Annotated in this window: 24 protein-coding genes and 1 pseudogene; 8 read left to right on the top strand and 17 right to left on the bottom strand. The window is 67.1% G+C overall.

The features are described from left to right. Positions 1-268 precede the first annotated feature (268 nt). Genes AO501_RS03090 through AO501_RS03080 form a run of 3 tightly spaced genes read left to right on the top strand, consistent with a single transcriptional unit; the run spans position 269 to position 3,250 of the window. Positions 269-865 (top strand): recombinase family protein, encoded by a 597-nt coding sequence (locus AO501_RS03090; protein ID WP_055576341.1) that lies wholly within the window; start codon positions 269-271, stop codon positions 863-865. Next, positions 862-2,382, top strand: a complete 1,521-nt coding sequence (locus AO501_RS03085; RefSeq protein WP_082658354.1) for a Mu transposase C-terminal domain-containing protein — start codon at positions 862-864, stop codon at positions 2,380-2,382. The genes AO501_RS03090 and AO501_RS03085 overlap by 4 nt, the downstream gene beginning before the upstream one ends. A 7-nt stretch (positions 2,383-2,389) precedes the next feature. Next, positions 2,390-3,250 carry an AAA family ATPase gene (locus AO501_RS03080; RefSeq protein WP_055576339.1) on the top strand — a complete coding sequence of 287 codons (861 nt, stop codon included), beginning with the start codon at positions 2,390-2,392 and terminating at the stop codon, positions 3,248-3,250. A gap of 199 nt (positions 3,251-3,449) precedes the next feature. Here the strand turns inward: AO501_RS03080 and AO501_RS03075 are convergent, their stop codons facing one another. From AO501_RS03075 to AO501_RS03055, 5 genes are read right to left on the bottom strand one after another with little or no spacing between them, the layout of a single operon-like run. After that, complete coding sequence (locus tag AO501_RS03075; RefSeq protein WP_055576338.1) at positions 3,450-4,811, bottom strand: dihydrolipoyl dehydrogenase family protein; 1,362 nt, start codon at positions 4,809-4,811, stop codon at positions 3,450-3,452. Positions 4,812-4,849: 38 nt separating this feature from the next. Then, positions 4,850-5,785, bottom strand: coding sequence for a cytochrome c biogenesis CcdA family protein (locus tag AO501_RS03070; protein WP_055576337.1), 936 nt, complete (start codon positions 5,783-5,785; stop codon positions 4,850-4,852). Further along, complete coding sequence (locus tag AO501_RS03065; RefSeq protein ID WP_055576336.1) at positions 5,782-6,363, bottom strand: TlpA family protein disulfide reductase; 582 nt, start codon at positions 6,361-6,363, stop codon at positions 5,782-5,784. The genes AO501_RS03070 and AO501_RS03065 overlap by 4 nt, the downstream gene beginning before the upstream one ends. After that, a complete protein-coding gene (locus tag AO501_RS36790; protein WP_197048168.1) occupies positions 6,360-6,659 on the bottom strand; it encodes a hypothetical protein in 300 nt (99 codons plus the stop codon). The genes AO501_RS03065 and AO501_RS36790 overlap by 4 nt, the downstream gene beginning before the upstream one ends. After that, positions 6,659-7,042 carry an ArsR/SmtB family transcription factor gene (locus AO501_RS03055; RefSeq protein ID WP_055576335.1) on the bottom strand — a complete coding sequence of 128 codons (384 nt, stop codon included), beginning with the start codon at positions 7,040-7,042 and terminating at the stop codon, positions 6,659-6,661. The genes AO501_RS36790 and AO501_RS03055 overlap by 1 nt, the downstream gene beginning before the upstream one ends. A 131-nt stretch (positions 7,043-7,173) precedes the next feature. On the opposite strand from AO501_RS03055, the gene merA reads away from it, so the two are divergent. The 3 genes from merA to merB all read left to right on the top strand — a co-directional run bounded on the left by merA (position 7,174) and on the right by merB (position 9,559). After that, the gene (gene merA, locus AO501_RS03050) at positions 7,174-8,592 is read left to right on the top strand and encodes a mercury(II) reductase (RefSeq protein ID WP_055576334.1); all 1,419 of its coding nucleotides are present in this window, start codon (positions 7,174-7,176) and stop codon (positions 8,590-8,592) included. Between the two features lie 117 nt (positions 8,593-8,709). Then, complete coding sequence (locus AO501_RS34695) at positions 8,710-8,847, top strand: hypothetical protein (protein ID WP_269323463.1); 138 nt, start codon at positions 8,710-8,712, stop codon at positions 8,845-8,847. Between the two features lie 64 nt (positions 8,848-8,911). After that, positions 8,912-9,559 (top strand): organomercurial lyase MerB, encoded by a 648-nt coding sequence (gene merB / locus AO501_RS03040; RefSeq protein ID WP_082658352.1) that lies wholly within the window; start codon positions 8,912-8,914, stop codon positions 9,557-9,559. Positions 9,560-9,616: 57 nt separating this feature from the next. Here merB and AO501_RS38660 read toward each other — a convergent pair whose 3' ends face one another. Together AO501_RS38660 and mobF are read right to left on the bottom strand one after the other, a co-directional pair. Beyond that, the gene (locus AO501_RS38660; RefSeq protein ID WP_197048172.1) at positions 9,617-9,802 is read right to left on the bottom strand and encodes a hypothetical protein; all 186 of its coding nucleotides are present in this window, start codon (positions 9,800-9,802) and stop codon (positions 9,617-9,619) included. A 185-nt stretch (positions 9,803-9,987) separates the two neighbouring features. Then, positions 9,988-12,810 (bottom strand): MobF family relaxase, encoded by a 2,823-nt coding sequence (mobF, locus tag AO501_RS03030; protein ID WP_055576332.1) that lies wholly within the window; start codon positions 12,808-12,810, stop codon positions 9,988-9,990. 271 nt (positions 12,811-13,081) lie between these two features. Here mobF and AO501_RS03025 point away from each other — a divergent pair, with 271 nt between their 5' ends. Both AO501_RS03025 and AO501_RS03020 read left to right on the top strand, forming a co-directional pair. After that, positions 13,082-13,276, top strand: a complete 195-nt coding sequence (locus AO501_RS03025; protein ID WP_055576331.1) for a hypothetical protein — start codon at positions 13,082-13,084, stop codon at positions 13,274-13,276. Positions 13,277-13,391: 115 nt separating this feature from the next. Then, positions 13,392-13,571: a hypothetical protein gene (locus AO501_RS03020; RefSeq protein ID WP_156297956.1), complete on the top strand. Its 180-nt coding sequence runs from the start codon at positions 13,392-13,394 to the stop codon at positions 13,569-13,571. Here the strand turns inward: AO501_RS03020 and AO501_RS03015 are convergent. The 10 genes and pseudogenes from AO501_RS03015 to AO501_RS02975 all read right to left on the bottom strand — a co-directional run. Beyond that, positions 13,568-14,767, bottom strand: coding sequence for a helix-turn-helix domain-containing protein (locus AO501_RS03015; RefSeq protein WP_231752316.1), 1,200 nt, complete (start codon positions 14,765-14,767; stop codon positions 13,568-13,570). The genes AO501_RS03020 and AO501_RS03015 overlap by 4 nt on opposite strands. Before the next feature lie 262 nt (positions 14,768-15,029). Further along, positions 15,030-15,242 carry a hypothetical protein gene (locus AO501_RS03010; RefSeq protein ID WP_055576329.1) on the bottom strand — a complete coding sequence of 71 codons (213 nt, stop codon included), beginning with the start codon at positions 15,240-15,242 and terminating at the stop codon, positions 15,030-15,032. Positions 15,243-15,477: 235 nt separating this feature from the next. After that, positions 15,478-16,011: a hypothetical protein gene (locus tag AO501_RS03005; protein ID WP_055576328.1), complete on the bottom strand. Its 534-nt coding sequence runs from the start codon at positions 16,009-16,011 to the stop codon at positions 15,478-15,480. A 278-nt stretch (positions 16,012-16,289) separates the two neighbouring features. Beyond that, positions 16,290-16,505: a hypothetical protein gene (locus tag AO501_RS38655; RefSeq protein WP_055576327.1), complete on the bottom strand. Its 216-nt coding sequence runs from the start codon at positions 16,503-16,505 to the stop codon at positions 16,290-16,292. A gap of 159 nt (positions 16,506-16,664) precedes the next feature. Further along, complete coding sequence (locus tag AO501_RS02995) at positions 16,665-16,952, bottom strand: hypothetical protein (protein ID WP_055576326.1); 288 nt, start codon at positions 16,950-16,952, stop codon at positions 16,665-16,667. Then, the gene (locus AO501_RS02990) at positions 16,949-17,788 is read right to left on the bottom strand and encodes a ParA family protein (protein WP_055576325.1); all 840 of its coding nucleotides are present in this window, start codon (positions 17,786-17,788) and stop codon (positions 16,949-16,951) included. The genes AO501_RS02995 and AO501_RS02990 overlap by 4 nt, the downstream gene beginning before the upstream one ends. A gap of 3 nt (positions 17,789-17,791) precedes the next feature. Then, complete coding sequence (locus AO501_RS02985; protein ID WP_055576324.1) at positions 17,792-18,133, bottom strand: hypothetical protein; 342 nt, start codon at positions 18,131-18,133, stop codon at positions 17,792-17,794. Next, complete coding sequence (locus AO501_RS39990; RefSeq protein WP_269323464.1) at positions 18,130-18,252, bottom strand: hypothetical protein; 123 nt, start codon at positions 18,250-18,252, stop codon at positions 18,130-18,132. Before AO501_RS39990 ends, AO501_RS02985 begins: the two co-directional genes overlap by 4 nt. 368 nt (positions 18,253-18,620) lie before the next feature. Then, on the bottom strand, positions 18,621-19,412 hold the full coding sequence (gene istB / locus AO501_RS02980; protein WP_033711273.1) for an IS21-like element helper ATPase IstB: 792 nt from the start codon (positions 19,410-19,412) through the stop codon (positions 18,621-18,623). Further along, positions 19,409-20,287 (bottom strand): annotated as a pseudogene (locus tag AO501_RS02975) (Mu transposase domain-containing protein); the annotation flags it as partial. The pseudogene AO501_RS02975 and the gene istB, both read right to left, overlap by 4 nt. Between the last annotated feature and the right edge of the window lie 67 nt (positions 20,288-20,354).

Here is a 20,354-nt window from a genome sequence, read left to right as displayed (position 1 = left end):
ATGCCGGTCGGCCAGTGCTGGTGATCCCATAGGTCTACCCGGTCGATCAGCCACTGAGCCGGCTCGGCCGAGCCGGCAGGTCGAGGAGGTTGATGATCCACCCTGCCACGATCCCTTACACCGCCCCGTTACGCAGCATCGGCGTGTTTCGTTAACGATCGTTCGCGCGACAGTCCGCCAGGCTGAACATTTCCGCAGGATAGGCCTGTAACGCTTGCCGTGTCCGCGCCAACGTCAACTTGTCGGGGGTTGGCGATACCGTCCGGCCATGCGGATCGGCTACGCGCGGGTCTCCACCCGCGACCAGCACCCCGAGGCCCAACGCGATGCGCTCACCGCGGCGGGCTGTGACCAGATTTTCCTCGACAAGGTGTCGGGCAAGCTGGCCCGCCGGCCGGAGCTCGACAAAGCTCTGCTGTCGGCCAACCGTGTCGGCGATCAGCTGGTGGTGACCAAACTGGACCGGCTGGGCCGATCGCTGGAGCATCTCATCGAGTTGTCCAAGCGCCTGCAGGGCGCCGGCGTGGATTTGGTGGTACTCGACCAAGGCATCGACACTTCAACGGCCATTGGCCGCATGTTCTTCCAAATCCTCGGCGCTGTAGCGGAATTCGAGCACGCTTTGATGTCGGAGCGCACCATGGACGGTTTGGCGGCCGCGCGGGCCCGCGGCCGCACCGGTGGGCAAAAACCCAAACTGGGTCCCCGTCAGGTGAAGCTGGCCCAGCAGATGTACGACGAGAAAGACGAACACGGCAAGCGTCGCTACACCGTCGAGCAGATCGCCGCCGAGTTCGGAGTCACCCGACCCACCATTTATCGGCATCTGGGCAAGGCCCTTAACAACGGCTCGGCCGCATCATGACCCCCCCGCAAGAGCCGGTCAGGACACCGGACGAAGCGGATACCGCATTGACCATGGCCCAACGCGAACAGGCGATGGCCCGCTACGCGGTGCTGCGCCCACACCTGGACGACGGGATATCGCTGGCCGAAGCCGCGCGTCAGGGTGAGGTGGCGCTGCGCACCGCGCAGCGCTGGCTGGCCAGCTACCGCAAGTCAGGACTAGTGGGGCTGGTCCGTCCTGGACGCTCTGATTGCGGCCGCCGCGGGTTGCCCGATCAAATGGTCACGCTGATCGAGGGGCTGGCATTACGACGGCCTCCGATCAGTGCGGCAAATATTCACCGCCAGGTGACCCAGATTGCGCCGCAACATGACTGGCCGGTGCCGTCCTACAGCACGGTGTACGCGATCGTCGCGGGCCTCGATCCGGGCTTGCGGATGTTGGCCCACGAGGGCACCAAACGATACGAGGAGACCTTCGATTTGGTGTATCGGCGTCAAGCGAGCGGGCCGAACGAGCTATGGCAGGCCGACCACACTGAACTGGACCTATGGGTGATCACGCCGTCGGCAAAGCCGGCTCGCCCCTGGTTGACTGTCATCGAAGACGACCACTCCCGCGCTGCAGCCGGCTACATGGTCAGCTTGGAGGCACCCTCCGCGATCAACACCGCTTTGGCGCTGCGGCAAGCGATTTGGCGCAAACCCGATCCCGGTTGGCCGGTGTGCGGCATCCCTGGCGTTTTCTACACCGACCACGGCAGCGACTTCACCTCCCGGCATATGGAGACCGTAGCGGCCGAACTGAAAATCCAACTGGTGTTCTCCCTGCCCGGCAAGCCACGCGGCCGGGGCAAAATCGAGCGGCTGTTCAACAGCGTCAACCAGATGTGCCTGTCGACGTTGCCCGGCTACGCGCCACGCGGAACCCCTGATCGAGCCGGACAGGCCCGGCTCACCCTGCCCGAATTGGACACCGCGATCGGGCGGTTCCTCAGCGACGGCTATCACCACCGGGTGCACAGCGAGACCCGCCAAACACCAGCACAGCGCTGGTCGGGCGGCGGGTTCTTGCCCAGGATGCCCGACTCGTTGGAGCAACTCGACCTGCTGCTGCTCACCGTGGCCCAGCCCCGCAAGATCCACCCCGATGGAGTGCACTTCCAAGGACTGCGCTACCTAGACCCGGTGCTGGCCGCCTACGTCGGCGAACAGGTCACCATCCGCTACGACCCGCGCGACCTGGCAGAGATCCGCATCTTCCACGACGACAAGTTCGTCTGCCGGGCGATTTGCCCCGAGCTGGCCGGCACCACCGTCGCGCTCAAGGAAATAACCGCCGCCCGCAATGCCCGCCGCCGCGAACTACGCCAAGGCCTTCGTGATCGCGCCAAGGTTGTCGACCAGCTCATCGCCGTTCATCAGCCCGACTGCAACTACCCGCTGCCTGGGATGGCCGTAGCGGCTAGTGGGCCAGCCGACCTCGACCAGGATTCGGCGCCCAAACATGCGCTCAAGCTTTACCGAGAGGACTGACCACGTCATGGCCGACATCCAGGACCAGGACACCCAACACACCGCTGCCCCCTCATCCGAGCAGTCAACTACCACAACGAAATTCGTTGTCACCAAGCAGCATCGCCGCTTCGTTGAATTCTGCGATGCCGTGCGCCGCGACCGCTACATCGGCCTATGCCACGGCGCACCCGGTGTCGGCAAAACGCTGTCGGCTCGCCACTACAGCTCATGGGACACCGTCAGACCGATCGTCGAGCACTTCCGCTTCTACGAGACCGTCGCACCCGAACCTGCTCTCGCCGTGCGCACCGTCTTCTACACCCCCAAGGTGCACAACACACCCCTCATCGTCGAGAAAGAGGTCCGATACCTGCACACCCGGCTCAGCTGGGCCATTGAGACCACGCTGAACCCCGACCGCGGCTCCGAGCACCTCGTTGAACCTGACGGGGCGTATACCGAACTGGTCATCGTCGACGAAGCCGACCGGCTGAAAAACCCCGCCCTAGAAGCGCTACGCGACCACCACGACCGCACCGGCGCCGGCCTGATCCTCATCGGCATGCCCGGCATTGAACGCCGACTGGCCCGCTACCCGCAGCTCTACAGCCGCGTCGGATTCCTGCACCACTACCAACCCCTGTCCAGCGACGAACAAACCTTCGTACTGTCGCGTCAGTGGCCCGACCTCGGCCTCGACAACCCCGAAGACTTCACCACCCGCGAGGCCCGCGCCGCGATCATCCGCATCACCAGCGGCAATTTCAGGCTCACCACCCGGCTGATGGCGCAGATCCATCGCATCATGGACATCAACCAGCTCAACACGGTCACAAGCGAAGTCGTCGACGCCGCCCGCGAATCCCTCGTCATCGGGATCATGTAACGCCATCTATCGCTGAAGATTCACCGCCACTTACCTCTGAAGATCACAAGCAGCTATGGAGTGGGGGGGTGGCGAGCTAAGGGGCGTCTCGTTTCTCTAGATTTGAGACGCGTCTGGGTTTCGTCAAGTGATGTGGCCCCAGCGCGGTCATCGGGTGCGGCCCCACCTGGGATTCTCGATTCTGGCCACACGCCGGGGTTTACCGCTTGAGGTCGAGTTGTTCGAGGGCGGCGAGGTAGGCCTCGCTGTAGGTGGGGAATTGTGTGATGCCGTCGAGCAGGGTGGTGATGGGGATTTGGGCTCGGATGGCGATGGCGGCTTGGTGGATCCATTCACCGGCTTGGGGGGCGATCGCCCAGGCGCCGATCAGGACGCGGTTGGTGCGGTCGGCGACTAGTCCGAGCGTGCCGCGGGGCTGGGTTTCGTAGGTCCAGGGCCGGGCGATGGAGTCGGCGAGGTTGAGTTCGGTGGTGGCAATGTCGATGTCCTGATCGCGGGCCTGTTGCGCGGTGAGGCCGACGGCGGCGATCTCGGGTTGGGCGAACACGACACGAGGAACGCCGAGGTAGGAGGCGGGGCGCGGGTGGCCCAGGATGGTGTCGGCCACGATCCGCGCCTGATACATCGCGACATGGGTAAACAGGGCGATGCCGGTGACGTCACCGAGCGCCCAGAGCCCGTCGGTGACCCGGCAGTGCTTGTCGACCTGCAGCGCTCCACTCGGGGTGGTGGGGATTCCGAGGGTGTCGAGGCCCAGGCCTTTAGTGTGGGGGCGGCGACCGGTACCGAGGATCAGTACGTCGGTGGCAACGGTGGTGCCGTCGTCGAGTTCGACGATGGTGTCGTTCTCGGCGCTGCGGGCCGCGGTCACTTGGCAGTTGAGCCGAACATCGATCCTGTCGTCTCTCAGTTGCGCGGCGACGAGCTCGCCCACGCGTGGATCTTCGCGGCCGAGCAGGCGGGGTCCGCGTTGAACGAGGGTGACGTGGGTGCCCATGCGGGCCAGGAACTGGCCCAGCTCGACTCCGACGGCGCTGCCCCCCATCATCACTGCTCGGTCAGGGATGTCGCGCAGGGTGGTGGCTTCCCGGTTGGTCCAAACCGGTATCTGGTCGAGGCCGTCGATAGGTGGACGGATCGGTTCGGATCCGGTGGCGATCACGACGTGCTCGGCGCTGATTTGACGGTCGTCGACATGGATCCGCCACGGGTCGCGCCCGATCAGTCGTGCGGTGCCTTTGATGACAGTGACGCCCTGTGTGCGGTAGCCGTCGACCTGCTCGGTGTCATCGAGGTGGCGGATCATGTAGTCGCGGTAATCCCGTAGTTGTTCCCAGTCCAGTGCCGGTGCCCCGAGTCCGGCGGCGGCGCCGGCTTCCGCGCGTGCTTCGGGAGGGCGCAGCAGCGTCTTGGACGGGATGCACGCCCAATAGGCGCATTCCCCGCCGATCAGTTCACGTTCGATCAGGGCGACCCGCCGGCCGCCGGCCAGCAGACGGGAGACGGCCGCCTCACCGCCGGGTCCGGCGCCGATCACGATCACATCAAAGTCGGTGCTCACGAGAATTCCTTCCGTAGATGCGTTCTGGCAGCGTCTTATTAATGGCCGGGGGTCCGCGCCTGAGTGCCCGCAGTGGCGGAGGTGGGGCTGTCCTGCAGCGAGTTGTTCTCGGGTCCAACAGTTTTGGCCGCGGTGTCCCGCCGGGTGGCGCCCAGTCGGTGTCCGACCGCGGCGGCGGTCACGACGAGGACAGCGATCCCGGAAAGTGCCAGGACGACGGTGGTGTGGTCCTGTAGCCAGGTGGACGTGGTGGCCGACAAACCGGCCAGCACGTTCGGGCTGCCGGTGTGGCCGGTGGCGGCGGGATACCAGTACCAGGCGAGGTAGGCGCCGGTCAGAGTCAGGACAGCGGCGGTGATGCGGGTGCCGTGACGGGCCAGGGCGCTCAGGCGGCGGGTCAGGGCGGCGCCCGCGGCGGCGGTGCTGATGGAGACCAGCAGCAGAACCGCGGCCGACCCGGCGGCGTAGGCACCGAACACTGCGAGCAGCCCGCCGTAGCTGGCGGTGGCCTGCGCTTGAGCGATGACGGCCAGCAGCACACCGAACGTGCAGGACAGGGACGCGGCCGCGTAGCCGACACCGAACAGCACCAGCTGGCGGGTCGTGGCGGGCCGGCCGGTGGGGCGCAGGTCGGTGGCGGGCAGCCGCAGGTGAGGTCCGAGGCTGCGCCCGGTCAGCATGACGACCCCGAGGAGCAGCAATACGATTCCGGTGGCCAGTCCCAGCCAGGGGGCGGCGGTGATCAGGGCGCGGGCGCCGGCGCTGACGGCGAGCCCCGCAGCGGCCAGGGTGCCGGCGAACCCGACTGTTAGGGCCAGACTGGCGCGGGCGGCGCGGGCCAGCCGCACCGTCGGTGCGGTTGCTCCCTGATCGCCGAGGGTGTGGGTGATCCAGGCGGGCAGCAACGCGAAACCGCAGGGGTTGACCGGGGCGAGCATCCCGGCGGTCAGGGCCAGTGCGAGCAGACCGTTCACTTCGCCGTGCCCGCGATGGCGGCGGCGATCTTGTCGGCGGTGGGGTCGGTGGCCCGGTAGGTGACGGTGCCGGTCGAGTCCACGACGATCAGGGTGCTCAGTGCAGACACCTGGTAGGTGCGTGACAGGGTGGCGTCTTTGTCGATGACGGCGGGCACGTTCTGGGCGCCGACCTGGGCGAGGAAACCGGTGATTGCCTCGGGTGCCTCGCTGGGGTCCATGTCCACCGCGAGGAACGCGGCCGTGCCGTGTGCGGTCGCGACGGTGGCCTGGGCTTGGGCCAGTGATTTGCCGCCGCCGACGCATTCCCCGCAGCCGACGGCGAAGAAGAACAGTGCGGTCGCCGCGGTGCCGGGGACTGACACCTGGTTCCCGTCGATGGTGGTCAGGCTGGTGACCGGAACCGCGCTCGCCGCCGTGGATGTCCCCTGCGCGGCTGAAGACCCCACGGTGATGGGGGAGCTGCACGCGGTCAGTGCTGCCACCCCGAGCGCAGCGGTGACCGCGGCCAGCAGGCGGCGGTGCGCCGTCGCGGCCGCCCTGCGCGGGGCGGGTGCGGGGGTGGCGGCGGTCGTCATGGCGTGGTCCTCTCGTCGGCGCGGTCGGTGGACGTGTCGGGGCCCCCGGGTGGGCAGCAGCCCGGCGGCTCGCCGCGACCGCGGCGGCACAGGGTGTATCCGACGGTGGCGATCACCACTACGGGCGCGGCACTGATCAGCCACGCATTGCCGAGCGCACCACCGAGGACTCCCAGCGCGCCGCCGGCGATCAGCAACGGCGCGGCGCAGCACACCAGCAGCGCCGCCCCGACACCCACCAGGCCCAGGGCCGCCCAGGCCGCGGCCACGCCGGGAGAGGTTCGTCGGGTCGCCATCAGACCGGCGCCTGCGGGCTGCGGGTGGGGGCGATGCGCACGCAGTCGGCCAGCGCGGCCGCATTGTCGGCGGCCAGCGAGCGGGCCAGCATGATCAGATCGGCCACCCGGGGGTCGGCCACCTTGTAGTGGGCGAATCGCCCGGAGCGGCGGACCTGGACATAGCCGCAGTCCGAGAGGCACGCCAGGTGACTCGAGACCCGCCCTTGGGACAGCCCGACGTGGTTCACGCATTCGGTCACGGTGTGTTCGGAGGTCAACAGGAATTCCAGCAGCCGCAGGCGGCCGGGGTCACCGAGCGCGCGGAAGAACTTGGCCACCATCTCCACCCCGCTATCGGTTTCGGGCAGGAACGCCAGGCTCGGATCGGTTCGGCAGGTCACGCGGTCTCCTCGACAACTCGACTTGATGTATCCGGATCGACAGATATGATGAAGTATAGTCATATCTGGTTATACGAATGCAATTGAGCGGGTGTCGCTCCCCAGGGCATCAACGGAAGGCGAGACGCCCCATGCGTTACGACCTGGCGATCATCGGATCCGGCGGGGCTGCGTTCGCCGCCGCCATCGCCGCCACCGGGCACGGGCGCAGCGTGGTGATGATCGAACGCGCCACCATCGGCGGGACGTGCGTGAACGTCGGCTGCGTGCCGTCCAAGGCGCTGCTCGCCGCCGCCGAGGCCCGCCACGGCGCGTCGGCCGCGGCCCGGTTTCCCGGTATCGCCGCCACCGCTGCACCGGTGGACGGTGCGGCGTTGATCGCCGGGAAGGACGCTCTCGTCAAGGGACTGCGGAGCGAGAAGTACATCGACCTCGCCGCCGATTACGGCTGGGAGATCCTCGCGGGCAGCGCCGGGTTCACCTCCGACGCCGGCGGCCCCGGCCTGGATGTCGAGCTGGCCGGCGGCGCGCTCACCCGTGTCGAGGCCGAGCACTATCTGATCGCCACCGGCTCCGCGGCGTGGGCCCCGCCCCTCGACGGACTGCAGGACACCGGATACCTGACGTCGACCACCGCGATGGAGCTGGACCGGCTGCCCGAATCCATGATCGTGCTCGGCGGCGGCTATGTCGCGCTGGAGCAGGCGCAGCTGTTTGCCCGTCTCGGCACTGAGGTCACCGTGGTGGCGCGCTCACAGCTGGTCTCGGGGGAAGAACCCGAGATCAGTGCCGCGATCCAGGCGGTCTTCGCTGATGAGGGCATCACCGTGCACACCGGCAGCCACGTCACTGCGGTCCGCCGCGCAGGTGACGGCATCGTCGCCGTGCGGGCCGCGGACGGTGGCGAGCGGGAGCTCGCCGCCGAGCAGCTGTTGGTGGCCACCGGTCGCCGCCCGGTCACCGGCGGGCTGAACCTGGCAGCGGTCGGGGTCAAGACCGGGCGGCGCGAAGAAATCATGGTCGACGAATACCTGCGCACCGGCAACGAGCGGATCTGGGCCGCCGGTGACGTGACCGGAGGACCACAGTTCGTCTACGTCGCCGCCGCCCAAGGCACCCTGGTCGCCGACAACGCCCTGTCCGGGGCCGAACGCACCCTGGACTACACCGCCTTGCCGCGGGTCATCTTCACCAGCCCCGCCGTCGCGTCAGTCGGCATGACCGACGCCGACGCTGTCGACGCCGGTATCCAATGTGACTGCCGCGTACTGCCGTTGGCGTATGTGACGCGGGCAGTCGTTAATCGCGACACCCGGGGGCTGGTCAAACTCGTCGCCGAGCGCGGCACCGGACGGCTGCTGGGGGTGCACGTCGTCGCCGAGAACGCCGGCGACGTCATCACCGCGGCCACCTACGCGCTGACCGCCGGGATGACCGTTGATCAGCTCGCCCACACCTGGGCCCCGTATCTCACCCTGGCCGAATCCCTCAAACTCGCCGCCCAGGCCTACACCACCGACGTCGCCAAACTGTCCTGCTGCGCCGGTTGACCAAACCCGAGGAGATCCCCTTATGTCTGTGTCCCCGGCCCCCGACACCGGCCAAGCAGCTGCCACGTTGCCGCCGAGGTGGCAGCGCTGGCTGCCCCGCGGCGCCGCGGCGACCCCATGGGCGACACCACCCCGCGCGCTGGGCTGCCCGGCGGGTTTGGCGTGTGGATCGGCCTGGCGCTGCTCGTCACCGCCCAGGTGAGGGACATCTGGCGCCTGCGCGTAGTCAAACGTCAGAATGCCTGCGCCGCCTGACCCCCACCCACACGCCACGTGGCCGTCCCCCGGCCGCGGCTCAACCCCGAAGGACGAAACTCAGATGGCCCCTGATATTGCCCCACTCGCCAATCGGCTCACCGACTTGCTCGGCAGCACCGACAACCCCAGCTCGACGCGCTGGCTGTTCCGACCGCTGCTCGAACTCCTCGCCCACGGGCAGCCGGTCACCACCGAACAGCTCGCCGATGCCACCGCCAGCACCGTCGACCAGATGCGCGCCGCCCTGGCCACCATGCCCGACACCGAATACGACGACCGCGGCCGCATCATCGGCAACGGCTTGACACTGCGCCCCACCCCACACCGTTTCGAGCTCGACGGACACCAGCTGTACACCTGGTGTGCCCTGGACACGCTGATCTTCCCCGCCATCCTCGGCCGAACCGCCCACGTCACCTCGCCGTGCCGCAGCACCGGACAACCCGTGCACCTCACCATCGGCACCGACGGCATCACCAGTGTCAAGCCGGCGACCGCCGTGGTCTCGATCGTCACCCCCGATGCACCCGCCTCGATCCGCGCCGCGTTCTGCAACCACGTCCACTTCTTCGCCACCCGCAGCGTCGCCGAGCCGTGGCTCGCCGAGAACCCTTCGGCCACCATCATTCCCGTCGCCGACGCTTACCAACTCGGCCGACCACTAGCCCAGGCCCTCCTCGGAAGCGACACCCCGCCAGACTGCTGCTAGCCCATGCAGCGCCAACACAATGATCCCGGATCGGTCGCAGTTCGACACTGCCTCGCGCTATCGCGCCCTGGCGGTCTTGGTGTGGGCCAGGCGGTAGGAATCGGTGCCGGTTTCGATGATGTTGCCCCCGAAGGTGAGTCGATCCACGATCGCACAGCCGGGGATCGGTAAACGTCTTATCCACGAACCGAGGCGATGGCCACGCTGGCGGCGGGCGTCGGTGAGTGCCAGATCGACGGCCACCCGCCATGCCGCCACAGCAACTGTTGGTGAAGTTTCGCCGCCTCCATAGGCATCGCTGGTTAGAAGACCCTAGAAGACGCCTTCTGGATGCATCGCTCGGTGTTCACGGTGCCCCACCCGAGCCGGGAGCAACATTCGTGATGCCGCCACATCCGCGACCTTCGTCATCACCCGGAAACCTCAACCTACAGCTCTAGCCCGTAGTCCTGGCCCTGCTCGCGGCTGTGTTCGCGGTGCTGTTCGATCCATTGGTCTTGTTCGAGCGCTGCCTGCACGGTTTCGTCACACAAATGCCGGTAGGCCTTTTGCCGCGCCGCTACGGCTTGGGTGCGCCGCTGAGCGAACCGGGCCATCCGCTCGGGAAGCTGCTGGCGGTCTTGGGTGTGGGCGGCGATGTCGTGGGCGGTGCGGGCCTGGTCGTCGCGGTTGGCGATGATGGTGCGCACCAGCTGGGCGGCCTCGCGGCTGGTGCCGCGGCGCGCCACGTGCACACCAGCCTGCTCCTGGGCGTGTTCGTGTTCGGTTTCCCCGGCCCGCCGCTCATAGAGATACGCGGTGTTCGAGTCGCGGCCGCGGGTGAGCGCGACGTAGAGCAGGTTGCGGCTGGTGTGTTCGCCGAGCACAGCATGAGTGACCTCGGCGGTGACGCCCTGGGCGGAGTGCACGGTGATCGCGTAGCCGTGGGTGACATGTGCCTGGAGGTAGTCGCCGGTGAAGGCGACACGCGCGCCGTCGTCGAGGCGGCGGGCGGCGATGCGCTGGTTGTCAGGGTCGACGGCGAACACCCGCCAGCGTTGCCCGTTGCGGACGGGATCTGCGGTCTTCGCGAAGTCCGCGGCGTCATGAACCGGGTTGGTGGGGTCGTTGCGTCGGCTGATGATCACATCCCCTTCAGCGATGCGGTGTCCGCGCGCCGCGCCGACGGTCGGCGCCGCGCTGTCGATGGTGTCGTCGTGGATGCGCCGGTTGAGCGCATCGGCCATCTCTTTGGTGTCGCAGATCAGCAGCGTGTCCTTGCCTGCCGCGGTGTCGGCCTGGTAGGCGGTCAGGGCGTCGGCGGCCATCGCGATGTCATCCCCGGTGTGCAGCCGCCCGTTGCGGCGATACCAGTCCACCGCGCGGCGGATCGGGGCGGGCCCGCCATCCCGGATGGCCAGCGACGCCGAACGTTCGGCGGGGTCGCGCATCCGCCACACCTCCGACAGGGTCTGCGTCCACGGCAGATCGGCGCAGAGTTGGGCGAACATCCCCCCGCGGGCCTTGACCGGGCTGAGTTGGTGGGCATCGCCGACCAGCACCGCCTTAACGCCTGCCTTCGTGGTGTGGGTCAACAGCCGGTGTAGATCGTCGGTGCCGACCATGGCGGCCTCATCGACGATCACCACGCCGGGCCGGCGCAACGTCAGGGTTCCGTCACGTAACGATTGGACCGCTTTGGCGACGGTGTAGCCGACATCGCCGGCACCCTCGCGGATGGCGACATCGACAGCTTTGCCGGTCGGGGCCACCACCATCACCTGACCCCGAAACCGGCGCGCCCCGGCCGCCAGCGCGCGCAGCGAGGTGGTCTTGCCCGCCCCGGCCGGCGCTGAGAGCGGACACACCAGCCACGGCGAACCCGCAATGCTGCACACCGCGCGTTGTTGATCCGGTGAGAGCCCGGCGGCATCGTGCTCGTTGACCCAAATCTGGGCCCGCACATCCTGGGCGTCCACCAGATCCAGCACGCCTTGTTCCTCCGCCAGAAACGCCTCCAGGGTGAACCGGTCATGGCCCTCACGCTGATGCGCGGCCCGGGGCGCATTGACCCGCAAGCCCAGGGCGTCGACGGCGGCCTCCACCATCTGTCGCGGCCCACGGTCGGTGTCCACCGGCAGCTGCGCCCCGATCACCTCGACCAGGTCCGCGCGGGTGAACGCCGCCTTGTCCATCGCTTCCGCGGCCGCCAACAACCGGCGCCGATCCAGCGGCGCTGTCGACGCCGAACTCCAGGCGCGGCGCGCCGCCCGCGCCTGCGTGTAGGCGTCCCGATCAAAGCGCAGACCGCGGGCATCGGCGCGCCAGTCCTGCGCTAGCTGCGCCCACGCCAACTGTTCGGGCTTGTGCGGGCGGGTGGCTTTCTGCGCGGCCGCCAACTGCGCTTGTGTCACCGTGGCGCCGTCGACGACGACCAGATTGTTGGCCGCCCACTCCCGCAACGTCGAGGAGCGTTGCGACCACGCGGTGATCGTCTTGGGATCGATGCCGGCGATCTCCGCCATCCCCGTGCCCGGGTCCACTGGCGCCCACTCCAACCCCATCGACCGGTGCAGCTCGCGGCGCAGCGTGGCCTGATAAATCACCCCGGCGGCTTTGGCTTCGTGAAACAGCGACGTGCCATCCACCGACACCAGCTTTCCGTCGCCGCGGGCCTGCCGATTGGGCACCAGCACATGAGTGTGCAGGTGCGGATCCCCCGCCCGCGACGTCTCATGCTGATACGCCACCGCCACCAACCCCGGCAACCGAACCAAGTCCTTCTCACCCGTGGCCGGGTTGTGTACCCGGCTGTAGCCGGCATGGGCGGCGAGGTACTCCATGGCTTCGGCGATCGCGGTGGTGTGCGCGTCAAGAACGGCTTTCTCCGACACCTCCTCATCACGCAGCGCACGAAACAACGACACCGACTTGGGCGCGCAAAACGTCAAATCAAACCCATGCACCGACCGCGCGCCGAAGGTGCGCCCACACACCCCATTGGGTGCGGCGCCGTCATCGAGCCAGCGCGCCACCACGTCGGGATCAGCGTCCCCGCCGGCCCGCTGCACATCACTCAACCCCACCAATTCGGCGGCTGCGCGGGCGTCGCCGGCGCACAACCAGGTGGGGGTGCGGGTGTCGTGCTCGCCGTAATATTCACCCAACCCACCACCCGCCCGCTGCAAATCCTTCGCGGCCTGACCCGCCGCGCGGGCGGTGTCGTTGTAATAGTTGACCGACCACCGCGACAACTTCGCAATCGTCAACACCAGCCCACCATCCAAGTCGCGCGGCCGCCGCCAGGCGGCCCATCCTGCTGGGCAAACAACGTTTGCCCAGCAGGTAGCCTCGCACACCCTTGTGCAAATGTGCCTTAGCGACACGCAGGTAGGGGCGAAAGATTTGCTGGGCACGAGGTGCGGCAGGGGTTGTGGGAAGCCCTGACAGGCAGGGGATTTGACGGAAAAGCGGGTGGGATAAACCTGCGGAAGGGTTGGATGAAGAGGTGGCGATAGACGAGGACGAGCAGCTGGCGGCGCTGTGGCGGCGCGTCGACGAGCTATCCGCCCAACTGTCGCCGGCGCGGTACGCGACGCCATCGCCACCAACGTCCTCTCCGGCTGGCACCCCAGCACCGACGACATCACCCGCCTGGTCGCCTTCGCCGCCGGGCACATCAGCGCCGCCGACTACCTGAGCGCCGTCACCCGCGCCGCACACACCCGACCGTGCTAAGCACACCTAACAACCGAATTTCCTGACCATTGTTAGGGCGGCTAACACGACGGCTTGGGCATCACCGGTGGACGATGAAAACGCCGCGCCGCCCGCCGCCGAAACGAGGACACCGATGAACTATGAGACGGCATTGACCGAGCTGCTGGTGCGCCGCGCCCAGCCCGGTGGTGAACGCGTACTCGACTGGCTGGTCTACGGAACACCGCTGGCGCGGCTGCCGCACCTCGACGTGGTGCGCTGCGATCACCGCGCCGGCCCAAGCCCCGACGGCGGCGGATTAGGCCACCACTAACCGTGCGGCCCGGGCCCGCGCCGGTGCGCGCGGGCCGCTTCCACCGCAGCCGCCACCCGCACCGCATCGTGCGCGGCAGCATCCGTGCGTTTGTAGGCGCTGCGGCGCGCGGCTTCGGCCGCGGCCGCCCGCGCCGCCGCATGCCCAACACCGTCTAGCGCGGCGCGGCCGACCGCGCGGGCGCGCTGATGCTCAACATGCGCAGCGCGCTGCGCGACCAGATGCGCCAGATGCGCGGCGCGCGCCGCGGCGTCGCGCGCCTCGTCGAGGGCGGCCGGACGCTCGCCGAGGCGCTCAGCACCATGCCAGGCCAACATCGCACCCAACAACCCGATCGGCTTATGCGGAGCATCCGGGATCCGCCGCCCGCTCACCCCGGCCCAGTCGCCGATCAGCGCGTTGAGATCGCGACCGCTCCAGCCGTGCGCGGCCGGGCCGGCCAGGATCGCCGCCCACGCGCTCGGGCTGTGCCGGCGCGCCCACGGCGGCGCGTGGCCATCGGCGCGCCAGGCCCGCGCCAGCGCTGCCCCCCCGGCGTCCGGTGCTCGGCGGCGCGCAGCGCCGTCCTGCCGGCGGCCCGCAGGGCTGCCGGTGCCGGTAGTAACCACCTGGTTAGGTGAGTGTTTATCCCTAACGGGACCGCTACGCGGGTGGGGTGACAGCCGATGAACCAGCCGGGAGAGCTGGGGATTGTCGTGCAGCGCCCACACCGAGGCCCAGCCGCGGTGTCGATCGCCTACCCGCCAGGAGGCCAGCCGCTCCATGCGGGTGCGTTGCCGGCCGCGCAGCACCTCGGTCGCCACCCCCAGCAGCCGCAGCACAGTGTCGGCGCGCTGCACGGTGCGCACGCTGTAGCCGGTGTCGGCGGCCAGCCGCTCATTGGAGGGCCGGCAGTTACGCCCGGTGCCGTGATCGGCATAGCCGGCGCGCGCCTGGGCGATCGCCAACAGCGCGTGGCGGCTGATCGGGTTACCCGGCATCAACGGGCGCACCGCTGTGTCGTAGCGGCAGTCAAAGGCCACCGCAACCGTGAACGTGGCCCACCGCTGCGCTCGCCCGGTCCAGCACGGCACCCCAGCATAGGGGGCCTCACCGAGCTCGAGCACGATCGCCGCGACAACCGCCGCCTCAGAACGCCGGCGCCGCTCATGATCGGCGACCGCCAACCGCACCGCCCACGGCCGCGTACACACCACACCACGACGCGGCCGCAACGAGGAACACCCGCGATACGACAGCGGACCAAATTGTGAATCTGAAACGTCACGGCGCGCGTTATCTGGAACCTGACGCAGGTATGCGCTACCGTGAGAGCTGCTCAGCAAAAGCAGTCCCTTCGGGGAAGCGGAAACCCTCGGCCTGCCAGCCGGGGGTTTCGCCGTTTATTGACTTGTCACATCTGCCCCGGACCGACGCCAACCAAGACACAACAAGGTTTTGACGCCAGGGGCGCTCGTGTCACATCGCCAGCGGCAGAACCTCCTTATTGAGTTCGCGGATGAGGTCTGGGCGGCCGACGTGCTCCGCCAACAGGTCGGCTACGTATTGACTGACTGACGTCCCGGCCTCGGCGGCCAAGGCATGCACAGCGTCCCAAACTTCGCGTACTGGCCGACTCTGCAACAACATTCGGTCGCCCTTGTGCTCACGACCTGGTTTGCCATGACTCATGCCAAGAAGCCTTGCATCACGTCGGCGAAATCTGATTTACGACACGCCGCTGAATGTGATCTTTTCGTGATCAACTGCGCGCAGGAGGACCCGGCCGCCGTTATGCAACGAACATGGCCCGGTAGGGGTGGCGTGGGCTATCATCGGTGTGTCTGCGGCAATAGCTGCAGGAAGTGAGCCCGAGACCCGGCCGGACGACCGCGGCGCTCGGGCTTCGCGCATATCTGGGCATGTTTCAGACCGTCCGCGCCGTAATGACAGGTCGGATGTGAGACCGCCAGTGGCCGCCTTTGGCCCAGCACCAGGCGAAGGCATCTGGGATACCGAGTAGGTGTTCTGTGGCCGCTCGCCGGTGCTCGTAGCGCATTGTGGCCTCGCGGCCCGCAGCGCGGACAGCGCGGTAGAGCAGCCGACGATCGGATTGCACGAGGGTGTCGTCCTGGTCTAAGACGATCAAGGTCTCGGCGTCGCTGGTGGCTAGGTCGTGTACGAGCGCGGATAGACAAGCGGCCCGCGCAAGCATCTGAGTGCGGTGTCGTCGGCCCGCGTCATAGACCGTCGCGCGAAGATCTGCGGCGGCGAGTGTCTTCGCGATGGCCTCTTTCCGACCGTCCGCCTCGTCCTTCATGTGGAGGTGATGCTGGCCCGGCTTGAGAAGGTCCTGAACGACAGCACGAGCCGAGGTCAGATCCTCTCCCAGCACGACCGCCGCCACCATCAGGTAGTCGCGGTGTTTGGTCTCATCGACGTAGATGTGACGAGCGGTCACGACATGCTCCGGGGTAACCCGCGGCCGTGCGAGGGATTGAACGCGTCGATGCGTAGACCTACCTGCATGCGGGAAACGTTAGTGAGCAAGGGTGCACACGCCCGGGCACAGCGGGTACTTAGACCAGGACGGGACCCATCGTGTCGGCCGGTACCCACAGCCTCCACGTCATCGCCGGACTCTGGAACCTAAAGACTCGCAGACAATTTGACATTTGTTTGCCTTCGCGGCATGCCCTTCCTCGTAGTGGCCGCTCTTGTGCGTGGTGGCGCTGGCTGTCAAGGCTCGACCTTTGTCGACCGCGTAGCGGCGTGGCCTTGACAGCCAGCACCACCACGTTCACCACCATTGGCGGCGAGGAAGGACTGGCACCTCAACTTCAGGGCATGCGGTCGTTGTTGGTCTGGCTTGGGGGTGCCGGCGCCGGCGAGATAGGTGTTGATGGCGTCGTCGACGGTGTCGGTGATGACATATATCTCCGGGCCTTGATCCATTCGAGCCGGGCCAGCGTTCCTGAGTGCAGTTGTGTAGCGAACGGGGCTTTTCGCTTTGCGCCGCGGGCGTTCAACCGCACCGACGGCTCGGCCGACTCGTTTCCCTCGTCCGGGGTCGAGGTCGGTGCGGAGGCGGGTGAGCGCCAGGCTCACGGCCTGTTACGCATCGGTACGGCCGGCGTCGGTGCGGAGCCAGTCACGCAGGTACTCATTGAGCAGGTCTTGCATCGACCGGCCTTCCAGGGCCAGGCGAGCTTTCACCTTGCGCACCAGCTCGCGATCGGCGCGGAAATTGACCTGTTGTGTGGACGCGGAGTTGTCGCCGCCGCTGGGTGTGGTCGGTCGCTGGGCCGGGGAGTCGGTGCGGGCGTCGAATGGGATTGCCGGATGGTGTCGTTGCGCGCGGGTGGTGAGTGTGCTCGGTCGGGGTTGCGGTCGGGGCGTCATGCGGTGCGCTCCTTTGCGATGGTGTCGAGGACCGTGCGCAGCTTGTCTAGGTACATGTCGTGCAGCGCGGTTGCTTTGGGGTCTGGCCATTCGTCGAGGCCGAGGCCGGCTTCTTGGGCTTCGGCGATCCAGGTCAATTCGTGAATCGGCGGATCGAGCACTGTGATGGCGAGTTCCCCGAACGCGGTGCGAATGTCGTTGCACCAGCGGTCCATCCGGCGGGTGTACTTGTAGCCGTTGATCACGACGCCGGCGAGGATCAGCGACGGGTTGGTGTACTCGCGCACGATTTCGATGGTGTCGAGCAGGCGGTCCAGGCCGTTGAGGGCGTATTGCCCCGGCTCGGTGACGACGAGTAGCGCGTCGGCTGCGGTCAGTGAGTTGATCGTCAGTTGATCCAGGCTGGGCGGGCAGTCGACGAACACGATGTCGTATTTGCCGTCGACGTCGGCGAGGGCACGGCGTAGCCGCGACTCGCGGCCGGCCTTCATGATTACGAGATTTTGTTGTGCGTCGGCGAGGTCTTCGCCGCCGGCGGGCACCACGTCGACGCCATCCCATTCAGACGCGACGATGGTGTCGAGCAGCGAGTGACTCTTTGCTCGGTCCAGCACTGTCGCCAAGGAGCGTTCTAGGCTGGCGCCCTGGTGGCTCGGCGCCAATGTCGCGGTCATGTTGGACTGAGGGTCGGCGTCGACGGCCAACACCCGTAGGCCGAGGGTCGCGGCGGCACGAACGAAGTTGATCGTCGTGAGGGTCTTGCCTACGCCGCCCTTCTGGTTGCCGATCGCCACCGTGACCTGTGATGCTAGCTTGATAGGTTCATAGGTTGGCATCGCTTAATCCTCGTCGCCGGCGGTGTCGTGATACAGCGGCGAGAGCGCAGTTTGCGCCGTCGACAGCGTGTCGGCCAGCGCGATCGCGTGGTCGACCGCAGCGCGGAAGGCCGCCGCGGCTTCCTCGGCATTCATCACCGCCGCGATGTGGTTGATTTCCTCGCGGCTATGGTCAGCGTGACCGAGGATCGGGTTGGCAGCGAGCTCATCACACCATTGCGCTAGCTGACCGTAGAGCTGCCGCTGTAGCTCCGCCGCGCCGCGCAGGTTCCCGCAGACCCGATAACCGTGACTTGCATAGGGCAGCGAGTCCCCGCGGTGTTCGCCGAGGGTCGCGTAGTTCAAGAACCGGCCAGCTCGTAGAGCGCGGTGCCCGCCGATTCGGCCAGTTCCGGCGAGTGCGGGCCGATCTTCGAGTAATTCGTCTCGATCAGCTCTTCGCCGTTGATCACGTCGTCGGTCATCACGTTAGGTACTCCTTGCAGGTCATTAAACAGGTTGCGATGTTGCTAGCTTGCTAACTATAACACATGCGATACTGCTAGCTTACTATGTTGCGACCTAGCTATGTTGCGAGATTGGTAGCGCGTTCCAGGTCGCGGCGTCTCATTTCCTGTGTCTCGCAGCAGATTCTGTTCAGGCGGCGATGATCTGGTCGAGCCAGACAACTTCGCCGGCGAAAGCGGCGCCGGCGGCGAGTTGGCGTGTCAATCCTGTCGGGCACACCTACGACGCTCTAACGTATGAAGTGACGCAGCTCGCGGTGTCAATGGCCATCTGGAAGTCCCCGTTTTTGGCCAGGTGAAGTCCCCACTCCGTTGCGGGTGATTGGTTAACTCTTGGTGGCTCCCTTCTTGTGGTCGGCGTGGCGCATCCGGTAGGACTCGCCGGAGGTGATGACGATGGTGGCGTGGTGCAGCAGCCGGTCGAGGATGCTGGCGGCGGTGGTGTGCTCGGGCAGGAATCGTCCCCATTGTTCGAAGGGCCAGTGCGAGGCGATGGCCAGGGAGCGGCGTTCGTAGCCCGCCGCCACCAAACGGAACAGCAGCTGGGTGCCGGTGTCGTCGAGCGGGGCGAAGCCGATCTCATCGACCAGCAGGAGGTCGGCCCTCAGTAGCGAGTCGATGATCTTGCCGACAGTGTTGTCGGCTATGCCCCGGTAGAGCACCTCGATGAGGTCTGCGGCGGTGAAATAGCGGACCTTGAAGCCGGCGTGCACGGCGGCGTGCCCGCAGCCGATGAGCAAGTGACTTTTGCCTGTACCCGGCGGACCGATAACCGCCAGATTCTGTTGCGCCCGAATCCATTCCAGACTCGACAGATAGTCGAACGTCGCCTGGGTGATCGACGAGCCTTTGACGTCGAAACCGTCGAGAGACTTGATGACCGGGAACGCCGCGGCCTTGAGGCGGTTGGCGGTGTTGGAGGCATCGCGGGCGGCGATCTCGGCCTCGACCAACGTCCGCAGAATCTCCTCCGGGGTCCAGCGTTGGGTCTTGGCCACCTGCAGCACCTCGGCGGCATTGCGGCGCACGGTAGCCAACTTCAACCGACGCAACGCGGCATCGAGGTCAGCAGGCAACGGCGCCACCGAGGCTGGTGGCACCGGTTCGACAGCGGTCATGACGCGGTGCCATCAGTGGACGTGCCGCCGATCTTGTAAGCATCCAAGGACCGGGTCTCGGCGGTGGGCAGATCGAGGACCAGAGCGTCCCCAGCCGGGCGGGGTTGTGGGGCGCCGGCGCCGGCATCGAGGATGGAGCGCACGTCGGCAGCGCGGAACCGCCGAAACGCCACCGCCCGACGCAGGGCGTCGACCAACGCCTGCTCACCGTGAGCAGCTCCGAGCCCCAGCAGGATGTCGATCTCAGATTTCAGCCGGGTATTACCGATGGCGGCAGCACCAACCAAGAACTGCTCAGCTTCCACGCCGAGGGCGCAGAACTGTTTCTCTGCTTGGGTTTTCGGTCGCGGTCCGCGCGACGGTGCCGGTCTGGGCCCGTCGTAATGCTCATCGAGGATCGACACCTCACCCGGGCCAACCAACTCGTGCTCAGCCACGATCACCCCGGTCGCGGGTTCCAGAATGAGCAAGGCACCGTGATCAACCACGACCGCCACCGTGGCCCCGACGAGCCGTTGGGGCACCGAGTAGCGGGCCGAGCCATAGCGGATACACGACAGGCTGTCGACCTTGCGACGCACCGAGCCAGCACCGATCTCCAGCCGCAACGACGGCAACGCCTTCAACACGGTGCGCTCCTCAGCGAGCCGCTCATCAGGGACCGCGCAGATCTCGGAATGCACCGCAGCGTTGACCTCGGCGCACCACACCGCGGCGTGGGCGTTGAGGGCTCGCAGATCGACCGATTCGCCGGCGATGGCGGCTTCGGTCAGCAGCGGCACCGCCAGGTCGTCCTGGGCATAGCCGCACAGGTTCTCCACGATGCCCTTCGATTGCGGATCCGCGCCGTGACAGAAATCCGGGACGAACCCGTATTCTCTGAACTCAACGTCTGTGCTGCCCAGCGTCGCCGACATGTGCTCAGGAATCGGTTGTGACCGT

It is taken from the genome of Mycobacterium gordonae (assembly GCF_001417955.2).
GTDB classification, from domain to species: Bacteria; Actinomycetota; Actinomycetes; order Mycobacteriales; family Mycobacteriaceae; genus Mycobacterium; species Mycobacterium gordonae_B.
The sequence above is the reverse complement of the archived record's forward strand: the minus strand, read 5'-3'. Positions and strand labels throughout refer to the sequence as shown.

What these genes read in the sequence shown, in the direction of transcription:
- AO501_RS03090 (WP_055576341.1), top strand. Translation starts at nt 269, where the DNA reads ATGCGGATCGGCTACGCGCGGGTCTCCACCCGCGACCAGCACCCCGAG.
- AO501_RS03085 (WP_082658354.1), top strand. Translation starts at nt 862, where the DNA reads ATGACCCCCCCGCAAGAGCCGGTCAGGACACCGGACGAAGCGGATACC.
- AO501_RS03080 (WP_055576339.1), top strand. Translation starts at nt 2,390, where the DNA reads ATGGCCGACATCCAGGACCAGGACACCCAACACACCGCTGCCCCCTCA.
- AO501_RS03065 (WP_055576336.1), bottom strand. Translation starts at nt 6,363, where the DNA reads ATGACGACCGCCGCCACCCCCGCACCCGCCCCGCGCAGGGCGGCCGCG.
- AO501_RS36790 (WP_197048168.1), bottom strand. Translation starts at nt 6,659, where the DNA reads ATGGCGACCCGACGAACCTCTCCCGGCGTGGCCGCGGCCTGGGCGGCC.
- merA (WP_055576334.1), top strand. Translation starts at nt 7,174, where the DNA reads ATGCGTTACGACCTGGCGATCATCGGATCCGGCGGGGCTGCGTTCGCC.
- AO501_RS34695 (WP_269323463.1), top strand. Translation starts at nt 8,710, where the DNA reads ATGGGCGACACCACCCCGCGCGCTGGGCTGCCCGGCGGGTTTGGCGTG.
- merB (WP_082658352.1), top strand. Translation starts at nt 8,912, where the DNA reads ATGGCCCCTGATATTGCCCCACTCGCCAATCGGCTCACCGACTTGCTC.
- AO501_RS03020 (WP_156297956.1), top strand. Translation starts at nt 13,392, where the DNA reads ATGAACTATGAGACGGCATTGACCGAGCTGCTGGTGCGCCGCGCCCAG.
- AO501_RS03010 (WP_055576329.1), bottom strand. Translation starts at nt 15,242, where the DNA reads ATGAGTCATGGCAAACCAGGTCGTGAGCACAAGGGCGACCGAATGTTG.
- AO501_RS38655 (WP_055576327.1), bottom strand. Translation starts at nt 16,505, where the DNA reads ATGGATCAAGGCCCGGAGATATATGTCATCACCGACACCGTCGACGAC.
- AO501_RS02995 (WP_055576326.1), bottom strand. Translation starts at nt 16,952, where the DNA reads ATGACGCCCCGACCGCAACCCCGACCGAGCACACTCACCACCCGCGCG.
- AO501_RS02990 (WP_055576325.1), bottom strand. Translation starts at nt 17,788, where the DNA reads ATGCCAACCTATGAACCTATCAAGCTAGCATCACAGGTCACGGTGGCG.
- AO501_RS39990 (WP_269323464.1), bottom strand. Translation starts at nt 18,252, where the DNA reads ATGACCGACGACGTGATCAACGGCGAAGAGCTGATCGAGACGAATTAC.
- istB (WP_033711273.1), bottom strand. Translation starts at nt 19,412, where the DNA reads ATGACCGCTGTCGAACCGGTGCCACCAGCCTCGGTGGCGCCGTTGCCT.